At 63.5% G+C, this 17,383-nt stretch carries 12 protein-coding genes; 7 read left to right on the forward strand and 5 right to left on the reverse strand.

Translation table 11 applies throughout. The annotated features are described in order from the left end of the window. Positions 1 to 78 precede the first annotated feature (78 nt). Complete coding sequence (locus ABLE91_RS16750) at positions 79 to 7,050, reverse strand: autotransporter-associated beta strand repeat-containing protein (RefSeq protein WP_348932475.1); 6,972 nt, start codon at positions 7,048 to 7,050, stop codon at positions 79 to 81. 677 nt (positions 7,051 to 7,727) lie between these two features. On the opposite strand from ABLE91_RS16750, the gene ABLE91_RS16755 reads away from it, so the two are divergent. Both ABLE91_RS16755 and ABLE91_RS16760 read left to right on the forward strand, forming a co-directional pair. Further along, the gene (locus ABLE91_RS16755; RefSeq protein ID WP_348932477.1) at positions 7,728 to 8,225 is read left to right on the forward strand and encodes a recombinase family protein; all 498 of its coding nucleotides are present in this window, start codon (positions 7,728 to 7,730) and stop codon (positions 8,223 to 8,225) included. Between the two features lie 478 nt (positions 8,226 to 8,703). Continuing rightward, positions 8,704 to 8,919 carry a hypothetical protein gene (locus ABLE91_RS16760; protein ID WP_348932478.1) on the forward strand — a complete coding sequence of 72 codons (216 nt, stop codon included), beginning with the start codon at positions 8,704 to 8,706 and terminating at the stop codon, positions 8,917 to 8,919. A 35-nt stretch (positions 8,920 to 8,954) separates the two neighbouring features. Here ABLE91_RS16760 and ABLE91_RS16765 read toward each other — a convergent pair whose 3' ends face one another. Beyond that, positions 8,955 to 9,122, reverse strand: coding sequence for a hypothetical protein (locus tag ABLE91_RS16765; protein ID WP_348932480.1), 168 nt, complete (start codon positions 9,120 to 9,122; stop codon positions 8,955 to 8,957). Positions 9,123 to 10,096: 974 nt separating this feature from the next. On the opposite strand from ABLE91_RS16765, the gene ABLE91_RS16770 reads away from it, so the two are divergent. Beyond that, entirely contained in the window at positions 10,097 to 10,345 is a 249-nt protein-coding gene (locus tag ABLE91_RS16770; protein WP_348932481.1) for a hypothetical protein, read from the forward strand. A 699-nt stretch (positions 10,346 to 11,044) separates the two neighbouring features. On the opposite strand, the gene ABLE91_RS16775 is transcribed toward ABLE91_RS16770, so the two are convergent. Together ABLE91_RS16775 and ABLE91_RS16780 are read right to left on the reverse strand one after the other, a co-directional pair. Next, positions 11,045 to 11,266 carry a hypothetical protein gene (locus ABLE91_RS16775; protein ID WP_348932483.1) on the reverse strand — a complete coding sequence of 74 codons (222 nt, stop codon included), beginning with the start codon at positions 11,264 to 11,266 and terminating at the stop codon, positions 11,045 to 11,047. A gap of 78 nt (positions 11,267 to 11,344) precedes the next feature. Beyond that, positions 11,345 to 12,049 (reverse strand): SOS response-associated peptidase, encoded by a 705-nt coding sequence (locus ABLE91_RS16780; protein WP_348932485.1) that lies wholly within the window; start codon positions 12,047 to 12,049, stop codon positions 11,345 to 11,347. 1,115 nt (positions 12,050 to 13,164) lie between these two features. On the opposite strand from ABLE91_RS16780, the gene ABLE91_RS16785 reads away from it, so the two are divergent. The 4 genes from ABLE91_RS16785 to ABLE91_RS16800 all read left to right on the forward strand — a co-directional run bounded on the left by ABLE91_RS16785 (position 13,165) and on the right by ABLE91_RS16800 (position 16,314). Continuing rightward, entirely contained in the window at positions 13,165 to 13,548 is a 384-nt protein-coding gene (locus ABLE91_RS16785) for a MarR family transcriptional regulator (protein ID WP_348932487.1), read from the forward strand. Between the two features lie 193 nt (positions 13,549 to 13,741). Next, the gene (locus ABLE91_RS16790) at positions 13,742 to 13,963 is read left to right on the forward strand and encodes a hypothetical protein (protein ID WP_348932488.1); all 222 of its coding nucleotides are present in this window, start codon (positions 13,742 to 13,744) and stop codon (positions 13,961 to 13,963) included. A 1,036-nt stretch (positions 13,964 to 14,999) separates the two neighbouring features. Beyond that, the gene (locus ABLE91_RS16795) at positions 15,000 to 16,013 is read left to right on the forward strand and encodes an alpha/beta fold hydrolase (protein ID WP_348932489.1); all 1,014 of its coding nucleotides are present in this window, start codon (positions 15,000 to 15,002) and stop codon (positions 16,011 to 16,013) included. Positions 16,014 to 16,074: 61 nt separating this feature from the next. Further along, a complete protein-coding gene (locus tag ABLE91_RS16800) occupies positions 16,075 to 16,314 on the forward strand; it encodes a CsbD family protein (protein WP_348932490.1) in 240 nt (79 codons plus the stop codon). Between the two features lie 680 nt (positions 16,315 to 16,994). Here ABLE91_RS16800 and ABLE91_RS16805 read toward each other — a convergent pair. Continuing rightward, positions 16,995 to 17,345, reverse strand: a complete 351-nt coding sequence (locus ABLE91_RS16805) for a hypothetical protein (protein ID WP_348932492.1) — start codon at positions 17,343 to 17,345, stop codon at positions 16,995 to 16,997. Positions 17,346 to 17,383 lie beyond the last annotated feature (38 nt).

Here is a 17,383-nt window from a genome sequence, read left to right on the forward strand (position 1 = left end):
CAGCCGAGCGGCTAGGCTTCGAGCCTGTCACGTTGCCGGAGCTCAAAAATGCTCTGGATGGACCGCACTAGCCCGTCCTCAGAACCTCAGTGTGAAGCTGCCCTTGAGCATGTTGTTGGTGTCTGTCTCGGCGAGCTGGCCGGCATAGAAGATGGACAGCGAGGCATTGGCGGTGACCGCCATGTCGAGCCCCGCCTCGATCAGCGCCGCATCGGTGGCGATGGGCACGCCGGAGATGGCGAAGGGCTGGGCAGCCGGGCCGAAGGCGAACAACGCCTCGGGCGTGGTGTCGCCGAAGGCATGCTGCCAGGCCAGCGTCCCCTTGAAGGCCGTGGGGATGGTCCCGAAGGCGAACGGCACGGAGATGCGGGCGCCCAGGGTGGAATAGGTCACCCCCTCGCTGCCGCCGTAGCCCGTGAGCGCCGCTGGCCCCCCGATCTCGGTGAAGTCGGAAAGGTTCACGTTGACGTAGGCGAGCCCGGCGAACGGCTCGACATTCACCGTGGTGAAGGAGAGGCCGTAGCCCACCTCTCCGAACACCTGACCCGTGCGGGCCGAGGTGTCGGCGGTGAGGGCGTTATAGAAGCCGGGGAAGATGACGGCGCGATTGGCGCTGATGTCCGCCCAGCTATAGGCCCCGCCGAACCGCACTCCGAGCGAGCCGAAGCTGCCGCCGCCATAGACCGCCACATGGGCATTGTCGCTGGAGAAGGACGAGGAGCGGGCATCCACCTGGTAGTTGGACGACGAATACCCCGCCGCGAAGCCGAGGCGCCAGTCGCTCGTCCCCGTCGAGAAGGTCCGGTCATAGCCGACGAAGAGGCCGGAGACATCGCCGGAGATGGTTGCGGCATTGCCGTTGCCGTCGATCCGGCTCCAGGCGCCGAAGCCCTGGGCCCAGAAGGCGTTGGGGGTGCCGGGCACCTCGATCACATCGGTGCCGGAGGGCGCCGTGGTGGCATAGGCCAGCGGCGCGCTCGACGGCGCCCGAACCGGCACCCTTGCGCGATCGAGCACCGCCCGGCGCAGGATCAGGCTTTCATCCTGGAACACCGACATGGCCGAGGGATAGACCTCGCCGGAGAGCGCGTTGAACGTGCCGGGCACCCCGGACACCGGCAAGGTGACGATGGCGTTGAACAGCGGGTTGCCCACCCCCAGCGCCTGGGCGGCGTTGGCCACGGCGAACGTGTTGGCGGAGGTCGCATAGGACGCGAAGCGCGGGCTGGAGCCGCCACCACCACCGCCTCCTCCGCCACCACCGCCGCCGCTTCCGTCATTGTAGGTGAGGGTCAGATAGGCGTTCTGGCTGTCGTAGCTGAGCGTCGGGGTGAGGAAGGCGAAGTCGGAGGTCACCGACCCGAAGGTGCCGCTCACCAGCCCCGAGGTGGTGAGGATGGCGTAGGTAGCGTTGGGGGCGTAGACGCCGGGTACCGCGATCACCTGGACCCCAGCCCCGTTATTGATGGTCACCGCCCCGGTTGAGGTGATGAGGTCGTGCTGGCCCTGCGGCGTCACGTCCACCTGGTAGATGGAGCCGGCCCCGAAGACGACGGGGCCGTTGGCATGGATGGTGCCAGGCGAGTTGCCCGGCGCGATGATGCTGCCGCCATTGAGGGTGATCGCACCGGTCGTGCCGTTGCCCTTCAGGGTGCCGCCGGAGGCCACGGTGATGCTGCCGCCCAGCGTGCCGTTGATGGACAAGGTGCCGGTGACCGTGGTGGTGCCGGTAAAGGCGGAGCTATCCCCGGTCAGCCCGATGATGCCGCCGCCGGTGAAGGCGATGTTGCCCGCGCCCGAGAGCGGGCCGGAGGCTGTTGCGCTGCCCGAAGCGAGATCGAAGGTGACATTGCCACCCAGCGCGATGGCATTGGCGACATTGACCCCATTGGCGAAGCCCAAGGTGGTGCCGCCGGCCATGGCGATGGCCCCGGTGCCCGCCGCCGTGGATGATCCGAGAACGAGCGTGCCAGAGGACACCGTGGTGCCCCCGCCATAGGTGTTGGCGCCGGCGAGGATGAGGGTGCCGCCCCCGGTCTTGGTGAGCGCGCCGGTGCCAGAGACCACCCCGGACAAGGTGAGCGCGGTGCCGCCTGCCGTGTCGAAGACGCCGTTGCCGGGGATGCTCGCGCCGTTCGTGGTCGTCGGCGCGTTGAGGACGGCATTCCGGGCGCTCGAAAAGCTCGCCGTGGTGGCCAGCGTGCCGCCGTTAAAGGTCAGCCCGCCCGAGGCCGCGCCGAGATTGGCGTCGCTCGAGACCTGCACCGTGCTGCCATAGAGCGTCGTGCCGCCCTGATAGGTGTTGGTGCCGGCGAGCACCAGCGTGCCGGAGCCGAGGATGATGCCACCGGCGCCGGAGACGGTACCGGTGAGGGTGAGCGTCGTGTCCTCGCCCGGATTGATCATGCCGTTGGAGGCCAGCACCACGTTGCGGGTGCTGGTCAAGCTCGCGGTGGTCTCCAGATCGCCGCCGGCGAAGGTGAGCGCCCCGAAGGCGGCGCCGAGATTGACGTCGGAGGACACGATCAGCGTGCCCGCCTGGAGCACCGTGCCGCCCTGGTAGGTGTTGTCCCCGGACAGGATGATGGTGCCGGCGCCGGTCTTGGTCAGCGCCCCCGTGCCGGTGATGGGCGCCGAGACGGTGGCAGTGGTGTCCTCGCCTTCCGCCCAGAGCAGGCCGCCCGCGCCGAGGTCCAGCACGCCCGCCGTCCCCGCCTGGACCGTAAAGCCCGCGGTCATGAACTCCAGCGTGCCGAAGCCTTGGGTCCCGTCCACCATGACGATGCCCGGTGCGCCGTCGAACACGCCCACCTGGCCGGCCCAGGGGGCGTAGCCGCCGTTCACGCCCAGCCAGGGATTGCTCGACGTCCAGGTGCCGCTGCCGCCGCGCGTCGTGCCGTCCGCGCTCCAATATTGGAGGCTGGTGTCCGGCGTCGTCACCACCACGTCCAGGCTCGTCGTCTCAGTGTCGATCTGGAAGACGTAGCCGCCGGAGGGCGTCTGGCCGAGGACCAGGCCGTTATTGGTCAGCGTTCCGCCGGTGGAGAACACCCGGTAGACGCCCACCCCGTTCCCCAGCCCACCTTCCAGGTTCAGGGTGCCGTTGACCGTGGCGTTTCCGGTGACGGTGAAGATGCTGCCCGCGGGCACGGGCGACAGCAGATTGATGGTGGTGATGGCCCCGGCACCCATCATCAGCGCGCCCATGGTGAGCCCGCCGATGTTGGACCCTTGCGTGGTCCAGCCCAGCGCGCCGCCCGCGGCCACGCTCACCGCCCCGGTGATGGTGCCGCCCACCCCTTCCAGCGTCGCTCCCGAGGCGACGGTGACATTGCCGCCCAGCACGCCCGCGGAGGTGCCGCCGTGGTTGCTGACGAAGAGGATGCCCTCGTTCACCTGCGTGGTGCCGGCAAAGGCGCTGCTGTTGCCGCCGAGCGTGAAGGATTCCGTGCCCTGCTTGATGAAGGTACCGGTGCCTGAAAGCGACCCGGCATAGTCGAGGAAGCCGGTCTGCGCCACCATCGTCAGGGTCTTGTCCGCCAGCGCCACAACACCGCCCGCCGAGGTGCCCGAAAGATTGTTGACGGTCGCCCCGGAGGTGGTGCCGGAAATGTCCAGGGTCCCGCTCACCACGACACCCGATGAGGCCGCGATCCCGCCCGTGCCGGACAAGGCCAGCGTGCCGGCTTCGATGGTGGTCAAACCCTGATAGATATTGGCTGCGGTCAGGGTGAGGGTGCCGGTGCCCTGCTTGGTCAGCCCGCCCACGCCCGACAGGACCGGGCTGATGCCGATGGCAAAGCCGTTGGTGTCGATGAAGGCCCCGCCCGCCCGGATGTCGATCTCGTTCGACCTCAAGCCGGACAGAAATTCAGAGATGTCACGGCGCGCCCGCAGCCCGCCGCCGTCGAAGACGAGTTGCGCGGTTCCCGAGATCCGCAGAATCTGTTCCGCCTCGAGCATGCCGCGCCCGTCGCTGGCGCTGCCCTTGAGGTTGATCGTGCCGGAAGAAGACGGGGAGGTGAAGCCGGTGTAGGCGATCACGGTCGTGACAGTGCCGCCGGCATCGATGGTGAGCGTGCCGCTACCATCCTTGCCCACGAAAAGAGTCTGGTGTCCGACGTTCCAGCTCGCGCCCGCGCCCGTCACCAGCACGGCCCCGGTCATGCCGCCACCGAGGCCTATGGTTTGATCATCGCGCCCACCACCCAGCTGCCCGGTGATGCGCAGCATCCCGTTATTTACGTTCGTTACCCCTGCGTAGGCGGAGCTGTCACCGGAAAGGGTCAGTATTCCCGTCCCCTCCTTCATCAAGGCGCCGGTCCCCGTGAAGCTGCCGGCGAAGGTGGCGTCGGCGGTCTGCGTCACGGTGAGGGGCCCGCCCCCCAGCGCCACCACACCGCTCGCCGATGTGCCCGACAAAGTGTTGATGGTCGCGCCGACGGCGGAAACGTCCAGCGTGCCGTTCACCACCACGTTGGACGATGCGGCTATGCTATCCGCGTTGTACAGAGCCAGCGTGCCGGCTTCGATGGTGGTCGCGCCCTGATAGGTATTGGTCCCGCTCAGGGAGAACGAGCCGGCGCCCTGCTTGGTGAGGCCCCCCACACCCGAGAAAGGCGCGTCGATAAAATAGTCGCCGCCGTTGCTGTCGATGAAAGCTCCGCCCGCTTGGATATCGATCTCGCCTGCCGCGAAGCCGGACAGGATGCTTCCGGGCCAGGTGCCCTTTGCCCGCAGAATGCCCCCGTCGAAGACCAGCTGCCCCGCCCCGACCCCCTTTGACACTGTGTACGGGGCAAACACACCGCGCCCGTCGGTGGCGTTGCCCTTGAGGTTGATCGTACCGCTGGAGCCTCCGTCGTAGGCTAAAATGGTATCCCCGACATCTGCGACGCCGCCGGCATCAACGGTGAGCGTGCCGGCGCCGCCCGCGCCCACCGTAATAGTGGTGACCGTCGACCAGCTCGCGCCCGCGCCCGTCACCAGCACGGTCCCATTCGTACCGGCATTGGTGCCTATGACGAGGGAGCCGAACTGTGGACTGCCGCCTTGGGAGGCGAATTGTCCGGTGATGCGCAGCGTTCCATTTTCTACGTTTGCCCGCGCCAAGTTGGCGTTGCCGCTCAAGGTCAGCGTCGCGGTTCCCTGTTTCACCAGCCACACGAAAAGGGGGCTGCCGGCGAAGGTCCCGTCGGCGTTCTGGATCACGGTGAGCTGCTGTCCGCCCACGATAGCGCCCGCCGAGCTGCCCGACAGGGTGTTGATGGTGGCGCCGGAGGTCATGTCGGAAAGGTCCAGGGTGCCGTCCACCACCACGTTGGACGAGCCAGCGATGCTGCCTGCGCCGGACAGTTTCAGCGTGCCGGCATTGATCGTCGTTGCGCCAGTATAGGTATTGGCCGCCCTCAAGGTGAGCATGCCGGTGCCGTCCTTGGTCAAGGTGCCGGCGGTGGTGCCGACGACACCCGAGATCTCCGTATTGCCGCCCCCGCCCACCGTCAGGCCAAAACCCGCACCCGAAATCCCCCCTCCCAGCGTCAGGCTGCCGGCATCGGTGTTGATGCGCGCATCGGAGCCCAGCGTGATGACCCCATCCGCCTGGGAGGACGAGGAGAGTGAGCGCAGGGCGCCGCCGTTCGAAACGCCGGTGCCGTTAAGCTCCAGCGCCTCGGTGCCCAGGTCAATACCGCCCTCGAGTTCCAGCGCGGCGCCTGAGGCGACCACGGTGCCGCCGGTGGGGTCGCCGAGGGCCGAATGATTGCTGGCTCTGAGGACACCGGCATTGATCCGTGTCACGCCCCCATAAGTGTTGAGGCCGGACAGTGTCAGAACACCATCGCCGGACTTGGTCACCCCGCCGTTACCGGAAATCACGCCCGCATAGGTGGCATCTGCCGCCTGGTTCACCGTCAGCGTGGCATTCCCCAGTCCGATGTTGCCACCATTGAAGCCGCCACCGCTCAGCGTGCCGATGGATTGGTTCAAATTGTTGAGGTCGAAGAGGGCGCCGCTTGTGTCGGCCAGGGTCAAGGCGGAGCTGGAGGCGATCACATTGGCCACGCCGGCGCGTAGCGTGCCGGCATTGATGGTCGTCGTGCCGGTATGGGTGCTGGCGGTAGACAGGGTGAGAATGCCGGCGCCCTGCTTGGTGATCGAGCCGTTTCCGGTGATCAGATTCGTCACGCTCACATTGGCAGGCTGGTCGAAGGTGAGGGACGCCCCGTTCTCAAGGCCGATATTGCCCGTGAGACCGGAGGTGGGATTTGTGAATGTCAGGCTGTTCGCGCCGCCTGTGAAGGTGATGGCATTGGCCCGCAGGCCGCCGCCGCCCGCAAGGCCGCCGGCCACGCTGCCGTTCGCCCCCATGGTGATGGCGAGGTTCTGGCCCACGATGCCCGCTCCGCCTGCACCGTTGCTTGAGGTAAAGATCGAAGGCTGCGCGTAAACCCCGCCGGTACCGCCTTGCACCTGTGCATCGATCGTGACCGTGGCACCGCTCGCGCTGGAGAAAACAAGCCCCGCACCACCACTTCCGCCGTTACCGCCTCTCCAATATCCGACCCCGCCGTTGCCGCCGGCCCCGCCGGTCAGGGTATTGGAAAGCGTGCCGAGAGCACCGCTGCCGGAAACAACCGCGCCATAGCCGCCGGCACCACCGCCGCCGCCCTCCGCTTGGTTCAGCCCATCACCCCCGGTTCCGCCGGCTCCCCCCGTCGTATTGCCTACCGGCAATGCGGCCCCGAAATAGCCGTGAGCACCACCGCCACCGCCGCCGCCCATTGCAAAACTAAGGGGGCTGCTGCCGCCGGTGCCCCCCGCTCCACCAGGGCCCGTTCCGCCAGTGCCGCCAGCCGTAAAGCCGTTGCTGCCAGTCCCACCATCCCCGCCAGAGACACCCGCGCCGCCGCCGCCACCGGCAGAAGAGCCGGGGCCGCCGGCGCCGCCGACGTCATCGACGCTGTCAATGCCGCCCGCACCGCCCCCGGGGGCACCGGCGCTGCCGGCACCGCCGTCGGCCAGGGCCGACCCGGAAGCGAGCAACGCCATGACCAAAGCCGGCGGGAGGGCTGCGACCGCTCCACCCACGGCCACCGTGCCCGCAAGAATGAACGCATGTGCCCGGCGTCGCAGGGCGGGAAGCGGCGCCGATCCCCCCACCACCCGCGGCGGCAGGGTCGCGGAGCACATATGCACGGCGCGCTTGCGGAGAAGGCTGACGGAAGCGGCGGCATCTGCACGACGCGGAGCGCAATCACACCGAGACCCAATCCGTCCCATTTCCGAAGTCCCCCACCCCACCCCGACGCCCGCCGCCGCATAGCCCTGTCCCAGCTTCAATGGCTATAAAATCGCTTACCGTGGGACAAGCGCTGATCGGGAAAAGTCCGTCCTTCTGCGCGCAAAAATCTCCGTTTTGCGCGCAGCGGGACATTGCCCGGCGCGGGCTGGTAGATGTGAGGATGCTCCCGACGAAAGCACCAAGCGAAAGGGCCGGATCATCCGGCGCCGTTGAGCCAAAGGCCCATCTGTTCGGCACGGCCGAGGGCGCCGAACTTGCGGGAAGATGCTCGTCGCGCATGGGTGGCCGCGGAGGCTGAGACAATGACGGCGCCGCGCTCAGACCATTGGCCCCAATCTGCCCCTGAGCATGGTGTTGACCTCGCTGTCAGCGCGCGTCCGGAATAGCGGCATGAAGACCGGAAACGTGACCCACGCAAAACGGCGTGCGGACACATGGCTGTGCCCTGCCTCACACGCCCGCAAGCCGACGTTCTGGACGTCAGGAAGGAGGCCGCTTGATGCTTGCCATCTCAGGTGGGCTCGCCGAGTTCGAGCGAGACTTGATCCGCTCCCGCACAGGCGAGGGACAGATTCGGGCAAAGGCACGAGGCATCCGCTTTGGCCGCAAGCCCAAGCTATCGGCGGATCAACAAGCCTATGTCGCGCGCCAGCAGGCCGTCAGTGCCTTCATCCCGGCCGGTCTGGTGCAGTCGGGAAACCATCGGGATGGGCAGATGCAGGGGCAGCAATACCGCCCGTCTCGAACGGCAATAGATATCAACGGCTTATCTGAAGAGACTGGCGGAGAGGGAGGGATTTGCACCAGACCTAGTGTTGTTTATTATCAAATGGTTAGTCGCTCAATATGCAGATTATGTTACGCAAAATGTTACGCAATTTCCCCGGCGGCGCACCTCTCTGAGAGATGGTTGCGGGGATAGGATTTTACCAATCCCATACGCCTCTGAGCCCCGTCGCAATCCCCCTTCGTTCCCGGTGAGGGAGGCGACCATGAGGCAGAATGGTTCGAGGCGCGCGTCGTGAGCTGTGAGTAGAAGGGCCGCGACCGCTACACGCTGGTGCTGGCGCGGTGCAGGGCCGCCGGCAAGGACATCGCAGCGGCCATGCCGGGTCGGCGCTCGCTTATGTGGCATATAGCTGTGCGAGGCCGGAGCGCGGAAGGCACGTGTCGGCATGTGGGCCTATGAATTCATACCGCCTTGGGACTTGCGCAAGCGCACCTGACCGACTCTGCCACGTCGGCACCTATCGCCGCGTGATGAAGAGGAGGATGATCGGATACCTTCACGGCCAGCTCTGCCCGCTAGAACCGCGCCAAGGCGGCGAAAAACTCCTTCATGACGAAGTGCCAGAAAGATGCTCAAGCAACGTGCGATACGAAGGTCAGGGACAAAAAGCTTGTCGGCGCTGCCCGGACAAATTTCACACCTAAGTGCGTCAAGGATGCAGTCGGCCAATGACAACCGACGTGATGTGGTGCCTTGGACATCGCCCGACGCGCCGGCCTGGAAGCGGATCCTTGCCTGGTCGGTGATTGGCGGCGTGAGCGTGGTGCTTCTGGCCGCGATGTTCGCGCAGCCAGCGGTATGGCTCCTGCGGGCGTTGGGCGCTTGACCGCCTGCCCGCCCCATCGACACCCTCAGTGCAACTTATTCGGCACGCCGGTCGGGCTCATCGCGTGCGCCCGCCTCCGCCGATAGGTCTTCCAGAAGCATAGCAAGGAGATAGGCCGAGGTTTCGAGCCGTGCCGCCCGGGCGAGGGTGAGAAGCCCTGGGACGAACGCCATCAGATAATGTACTGCATCCTGCTTCGACATCACTAACCCCCGTTCTTGAGGGGGATATGGTCCAATTCTCCACAAGAAAAATCTATAGCTCACACGCCTTTTGCTATGCTTAAAGGTAATTCGGCACCGTAGATAAACTGATTTGTTTAATAAACCATATAATTACATGATATTCGTGGACTTTTATTTTACCAAAAGGCCAATATATTCATCGGCGGCGCCACGTAGACCAGACAAGCCGCCCCCAGCGCCACGAAGAATGCGATTGAAAACGGCAAAAACCCAAAGGCATCAAACGTCATAGCGCTCTCATCGGCTTGGCAGCGGCGGCTCATTCATAGTAGGCCGGCCTCCGTCACCCCCACGAAGCCTGCCGACCAAGCCTTAGTGGAAATCATGTCCGGTATGCTCAGCCCCTACAAATATTTCCTTTTCAACCGGAAACAGAGCTATGGTGCTGGCGCAACTAGCGAGCGCGAAACTTCTCGCTCCGGTCGCTTCGAGGTGACGTTATGATCGCACGTGCCGCTTTAGCGAATAAAGTGCGGGTGCTTCAGGCCATCGTTTCCAAGGACACCCTCAGGATGGGTGGACCAGGCCTTTTCAACAACTGGTTTGGGAAGGCAAAGCTTTCTATCGACCGATCGCGTCTTGGGCGTGCCAAGAGCGACGCGGCGCTTCATCGAATGACGGCGCGTCGGGCCCCGACAACCTAAGGTGAAACACGCTTCTGCGCCCTTATGCGTGGGCAAGATGGATAACCTGAGGCCGACGCTCATCAGCCTCGTCAATGCCTATACAAATTATGCAAACGGCAAGCTCTCGCGAGAGGACTTTGTGCGCGTGGTGAGCGAGGCGGCGGCTGGCGCTCCGTCCGTGGCACCTGCGGAGTCTGCGGACGGGTAATCGTCTCAGGTGGGACGATCCCGGGGTAAAAGTTACGTGCTGTCCCTTCGCGTCGTTCCACACTCTGGCACGCCGAAAACTTAAAGCATTTCGCCGTCATGCCACATCATTGGAACGACGGCCTTCATCACGTGGTTGCGCTCAAAGGGCGCGCATCGGGAACGCTGGCGACCCTCAAGGAAGCTGCAGAGTTCTTGCTGATGCGGTTTAAAGACGTCACGACCAATGAAGCCCTCATCTACACGATGGAACTTCTTCTCCTAGCAGCACAAAGCGGAACATCTGATGATATCGAACGGGCGACGGCCCAGCTTGAAAGCTTCCTGACGACGCAGCGAATGAGGTGAGCCTTGGGGCCAAAAAGAATGCAGCACAAGGCAAACAAAAGGGGATAGCTTTGTCCGCTCGTCCAAGACAGCGGAGGTTGAGATGGGGTCGGAGTGGAAATCCATAGAGAGCGCGCCGAAGGATGGCAGGAGAATTTTGGTTTCCCGCAATGGTATGGTGAACATTGCTTGGTGGAGCCATGATCGACATGAAGATAAGCCGATCCCATTCTGGGCTGGGTATGATGCACACTTTCACGGAAAGGCATGGGCGAACGTAACGCCTCCGACCCACTGGCAACCCCTCCCCGAGCCCGCTGAGCTTGATCTGAGTATCGAGACCTAAGCATAGGAAGGTCTAGCGGTCGTCGTTATCGGTGCTTTGGTGCAGGCGACTTAAAGCAGGCCCAGATGAGGACGAGTAGCCTACCGCTTGCCCGGTCCCAGACCCGCTTTCGAGCGCGCCCAACGACCCACAAAAGCGCCAGGCACACGTACTCTTGCCTCACCCCCTCGCCGGCGGGATGTAGACTGGATACCCGAACGTCTCGAGCGCAGCCGCGGTGACGTGCATCATCTCACCGAGGGCCCTGTACTCCGGCGAGCCAAAAGGGGCGTCTGCGTTAAGCGCCACCAAGTCGGTACGGAAGCGGTGCAGCAGCGCCACAGCCCTCTCCGAATGAGCCGGCGTCCAGACGCGCTTTCGATGGCGCCCAGCCATTAAAGGTCCGCCAGGCGCGCGCTGGGCAGAGTGCGTCCGAACCCGGCCGACACCCGCCTCTGCAGCTTCTTATGCTCTTCCTCGAGAAGGCAGTACGCGACATACACAGTCCCCACAGCGGTAACCGCATCGCCGTCACACAGCTCGATGATTTCACCGACGGCGGCGCTCAACTTATCGTCCATAGGTTCCCGTTCGGCGGGCGCTACGCTTTCCGTCATGGCACTCTCCATCGGCTCGATGGCCCTATGGATTCCACGAGAACAAAAAAAGAACAAGACGATCGGAGGTTGTGGGGATTATGCCTCGGGCTCGCCGTCTTCAGGCTCGATCGGATCGATGAGCGAAGGGTCATCGTTCGCGACCGAGTTCACCCTCGTCGACACCGGCCACATGGTCATGTGGACGGACGGGAAGGGGCGCAGCAACTCCCGCGGGTCCGGTTCTTCGCCAAGCCACCGATCATAATCTTCCGGCGCCAGGATCACCGGCATGCGGTCATGGATCCGTGACATCAGCTCGTTGGCGGCACACGTGATGACGCAGAAGGTCTTCCACTCGACGCCGCCCGCGTCCCGATAGCGGTCCCATATCGCCGCCAGTGCGAACGGGCGCCCGTGGGTGAGCGCGATGGCATAGGGTTGCTTGACCTTCTCCTTGATCGCCTTCCACTCGAAATATCCATCGACCGGCATAAGCGCTCGGTGGGAGCGGTAAGCCCCTCTGAACATGCCGTTGGTGGCGACGGTTTCAGCCATGGCATTCACGGGCCGCCGCGGCAGGCCCTTGTCTGGGGTCCACCACGCCGGGACGAACCCCCATTTTGCCATCATGAAGGTGCTGCCGGGCATGTCCGGCTCGCGGATGATCAGGGGGTATTCCAGCCCGGGCGCGCCGTTGTAACGGCGGGGCAACGGCTCCGGCATGTCGCCCTGCCGGCGCTCGACGCCGAAGAGGGCCACCAGGACCTCGGCCGGGCTCTTGGCTATGACACGTCCGCACATGCAGGGATATTGGCGGACGGGTGCGGGAACGAAAAGCCCCGCGCGCTCGTAGGAGCGGCGGGGCAGTCGGATTGGGCGGCGGGGAAACCCGCCGGGCATACAATCTATCGGAGGGCATCAGGTTCCGAGCGGCGCACGCGATGGAACCCTAGATCTGCGGTGACGTTTTCGAGGCCTGCAATCCAAACCGATGTGAGTGGGGTCATGTCGAACGATCCAGATTCGGGGTCAAAGTCCCGTCGTTCCGAATTCCTCGCGGAGGACCGGGCATCGCGCGCCAACCAGGTGCGGGAGCGTCAAGCTGCTTACGTGCGGGCAGATGATGCCTTTCGCCATTCGTCGCCCGCCTTAAGATGGATCAGAAAGCTTATGAGGCTTTGGTCTCTTGATCAGCTGATCCGGGCGAAGAACGACGCGTCCAGCCGTCGGCGCGAGAAATGAGGCGAAGCCGTGTTACGAACGACTTCAGCTTGCTCGACCGGCCGGATCATGTCGGGGATACAGGTCCACCCCGAGCGCGTGTGCATGAACTGCGGCTGCAGTGCTCCTAGCCGAGCTGGAGGTGAAACTGCCAAGCTGTCCGGCGGGTTATCCGTACAATCAAAGGCACACATGGGCGCGGCATCCTCACTGACGGTACTTATCGCGCTGCTTCTGCTCTGCGCCGCGTCGCTTTGGCTGATCCTCGGAAACTACAAATGATCACCGGCGGGCGGCTCGTCTCCCCAGATTTTGGGCTTTGCTAATTAGCAAGCGAACAATTAACGCATGGTATTAAACAAACGTTGTGCAAATTAATTTTCGGGCAAGAAAAAGACTTCCTTGATAAGATCGCAGTCGTCAGCTCGGATTTCCAGGCGCCCACGATTGAGAGTGATGTACCTCCAGCCTGCCGCGTATGCGGGGTATCGTCATGGAAACGCTCGCCTTTATTGTAAGTATTTGCATTTTCATCGTCTGCGTGGGCACGGTCCTTGCTGTTTTAGCTGCGTGGTCCGGTTCGCGACGCTAAGTGCGCATGGTGACCACTACTAGCTCGCCCCCCCTTGGAGACCACGAGCGCATTGGCAGATAACGCTACCGGATCTTAAGGCCTGCGCACGCACGATTGAACGATGCGAAAAGCACAGGGCGCCGAATGGCGCGGCCTCACTTTCGGTGCCTTAGTCTCGCGCGAAATCCTGGACAACCCGCTTGACAATGAGACGCCTCAGTCTCGCGTCAAGCAGATCGGCATGATGGTCGTCCTGCATCATTTGCACCTGAGCAATCAGCGACTGACGCTCACCAATATCAGTGAGTTTACCGGCCTGACACGTGGTGGAGTGACTGAAACGATCGACCAGTTAATCAGGCGGAAAATTCTCACAGAGACTCTTACGACCAACTCCATGGGGCGCGGTCGAGCCCGCGAGTTCAATATCGCTCGTGGGATATTCGAAAGGCTGCGAAACTTAAAGGCTGACGGCGGTGTTCATTGCTCCTCTGGTCCTGCTTGAACCCGGCAAAGTACCGCCGTGAAACGGAGTGATACGCTGCGATGACCAAGCAATGGAATGCGCCCCTCGCTCGCGGCTTTTTAATCCAAGAAGACGGTGAGCGCCGTATTACCACTATCAGCCAAGCAATATCCTTCATGATGGATTGTTGCGGCACATCCAGTGCTCAAGCATTTGACCTAGGGAGGCGATAATGAGCGTGGAGCATGTGACCCTATTCACCAAGAAATCCTGCACAGTCGGAGGCGTTCGTCTCAGCGAAGGTACGGCCTACGCAGGAGAGAAAAGTTCAGACGGGCAATATCAGCTTCGCACACCTGCCAGCATCCCGGCCGAGAACACCTTCCCAAACGCCGGAAAAACCCTGGACGTAACATCACAAGTGAAGGATGGACTGATTTCGGTTGGCCCCTAATCGGCACGCCGATGACATGTCCCGTAGGGTTGAGCGATGCGCGCGCCTGTGATCTCCGGCCGCTTCTTCGCCGCATGGATCATGGCCGTGATGCCCACGGCACCACCACGACCGTGCTCACTTCCGCCTCATAACCGTGGCTTGACGCGGGCGGATTCATCCTTGGCCTCATCGGCGAGGTGGTTGCCACTTCCTTAGCGCTCACCGCGGCGGTTCGGATATCTCCGGTCACCGCAGCGCGTATGGTTCTATTAGAAGCGGCCGGCCTTCAGCGCAGGATCGGCATGCATCACGCATCCTTGTTCCCCACGGTAAGCGCATTCCGCTTAACCTGCGTAAGGGGGCCTTATGAGGTGGATGATGACTATCTTCGGCTGGGTCTTCATCGCGGTTGTCTCGGCACTCACGGTCGTCGTCGCGAAACAAGCCCTACAATCGCGCGAGCAACGGTAGCGACTAGCGCCCCAAGCGTAGAATTGCATCCCGCTCGACAGCCACATAGGCGGTGAATAACGCCCCTGCAGCAACTGCGCACCCACACGACGAACGGAGATGGTTTCGCTGGGTACCTCTAGAAGCTCGCAAAAGCGAAACGCCCGTCACCAGAGCCGAACGGAACACTGCTTCTGCGAAGGAGTTTTCGAGACAGGCGAAGGAAATCTCCCATGCTTGTCCCGACATTTATCGACACCGCCGAGGGCCGTAGTCGCGGCATCCAGGAAGGCTGGTGGGCCTTGACCGAGAGCGGAGAACCCATCTCCGGCCCGTACCCGACAAAAGAAGCCGCCATGGTTGGCATAGCGAAGAGGGGCGAGGACCAGCCCACCGGGCGGCCAGGTGACGTCGATCCTCCGCCCGAATAGGAGCATGCCCGGCTGTGATCCGGGCATGTCTGCGGCACGGCCGGGCCTCCCAGCCTTCTCGACGCAGAGCGCCGCCGCGAGAACGGAGAATCCTCGGAACTGGAGTGTCTCGAGCTTGTTCTCCTACCGTGCAGCCTTTCTCTGAGCCTCCGAGTGACGCGCACCTTTGAAGGATGCGCGACGTGAAGTTCTCAAATTCCAACACTGCATATGCGATTGCTGCCGCCATCGGCGCCCTGACCGCAACCGCCATCATCAATGCCAAGCTTGCTCGCAAGGCCGAGCGCGCCAATCCCCCAGCCGGAAGCTTCATCGAAATCGATGGTGTTTTGCTGCATGTCGTGGAACGTGGCGAAGGCCCTCCGCTCGTGATGTTTCATGGCAATGGAGCGATGATCCAGGACTTCGAGTCGAGTGGGTTGATCGATCAGGCATCGCAGACGAACCGGGTCATCGTGTTCGATCGTCCCGGCTTCGGACACAGCGGGCGGCCTCGCTCCCATCTCTGGACGCCGGCAGCCCAGGCCGATCTTTTCCACGCAGCCTTGAAGCAACTCGGGGTATCCGAGGCAGTCATTCTGGGTCATTCATGGGGGACATGCGTGGCCGTTCAGATGGCTCTCCGGCATCCTGAGATGGTGACGAGCCTGGTGCTTGCTTCGGGGTACTTTTATCCGACGCTTCAGCCGGGATTTGTTGGCCTCGCCATGCCTGCCGTTCCAGGCCTCGGGGACATCATCCGCTACACGTTGGCACCGCTGCTGAGCAGAGCCATGTGGCCGCTGGTGCTGCGGAAAGTCTTCGGCCCATCGCAGCCGCCTGAGAAATTCTCGGGCTTTCCGGTGGAGATGGCCGTGAGGCCCTCTCAGCTTCGGGCGGCAGCGGCGGAAACTGGAATGATGATCCCTTACGCATTCGCCGCTCGCGACGAGTACCAAAGCCTGTCCATGCCTGTAGCGATCATCGCTGGCGATGCAGATCGCGTGGTGAGTTTTTCTCAGTCCAAGCGTCTACACCGGGAGATCCAAGGCAGCACGTTGCATCGCCTTCGCGGCGCCGGGCACATGATCCATCAAACGCACACCGCCGCGGTCATGGGCGCAATCAGGCAGGCCGCCCTCTCTGTCAGCAATGAGAATAAGCCCCTCCCGGCGGCGCGGCGCGGAGCCGATCGAGCCGCAGAGTGAGAACTCGGAACAGCACCGACCACCACTACGTTGCGCACCGGCGACGGCAAAGGAGCAGACAATGGATAGCGATCGCATCACCAGCGCGGCCACTGAGTTCGGCGGCAAGGTCAAGGAAGCAGCTGGGGCATTCACCGGCAGCAGCAGGCTTCGCACCGAGGGTTACTATGACCAGGCCGAAGGGCGCGCCGAAAACACGCTCGGACAGATCAAGGACTACGTGTCAGACAAGCCGATGAATGCGGTGCTGGCTGCGGGCTTCCTCGGCTTCATTCTCGGCATCTGGGCTGCGAGGAGATGAACCATGCTGCGGCCCAGGCCCTTTCGTTGGGATGACGGCCAACGGTCTTTAGCGTTTCGCCTCGTCAACCGGGCGGCCATGCGGGAACGCGGCAGCCAGTCGCAGGAACCGCGACCGAGATCGAGGGTTTTATGCGCAAACCGGCTGAAGAAACCGCCCACTAACCGACCACGGATGTACTGGCGGGGGCGCTTTCTCGGCCGGCTTGAATTTCGCCGGGGGGCGATCGCGACGAATGGGGGGATAGGTTGGAAGTTCTGACTTTCGTTGCCCTGGTCACTGCCTTTGCAGTGACTGTAGTCGCCTGGATGTGGTGGTCGAATAAGCGATCCCAGTAGGCCGGGCCCTCCCAAGGTCTCACTTACTCAAGCGAGGCGATCCAGCGCCTCCGCAATCTGTCAAAGCAGCCCAGCCATGTCCGCACGAGCCAGCTGCTGTTGCGGTTCCCCCCTCCACGCACGTCCTAGGTGAGTTCGCGCACCGCTCACGGCGGGCTTCTTCATTCTGGAGCCGACAGTGAGTTTTTGACCGTCGCAAACCGGCACGTAGCGCCTGACCGCCGGTCTCGATGACGATCCCTATCTCCTCGATGGACATCGGAATCACCTCGGGCGGCTTGCCGGGCCGGAGGATGTGAAGCGCCTCCCTGCCCTCCTCCACCACGAAGCGCGCCGTCACCTTCATCGCGCAGGCGGCAGCGGCGGAAGCGGAGGGATGCCGTCGCGCCAGCGGCGGGCCCAGCGGATCAGGGCCTCACACAGCGACATGCCGATGAGGCCGAGGGCGAAGCCCGTCACACCCTCGATGCTGGCCAGCGGAACCTCCGGCGTGCCGAGGTAGCGCACGGCGTAATGGGCGCCGAGCGGCGTGGCATAGCCAGCCACGATACCGCCCACCGCCGCCGTCGCCAGGGTGACCCGCCACGACGTCCCCGGGCGTGTGAGGGAACGGACGATGCCACCGGCCGCGCCGGCGATGAGGTGGGCAAGCTTGACGCCGAGCAATGCCGGGTCGGGAGGCAAATCGGGCACGCAATATCCCCCAAGTCTCGGAAACGAGGCGAAGCCCC

The organism is Aquabacter albus (assembly GCF_040049275.1).
GTDB lineage: Bacteria > Pseudomonadota > Alphaproteobacteria > Rhizobiales > Xanthobacteraceae > Aquabacter.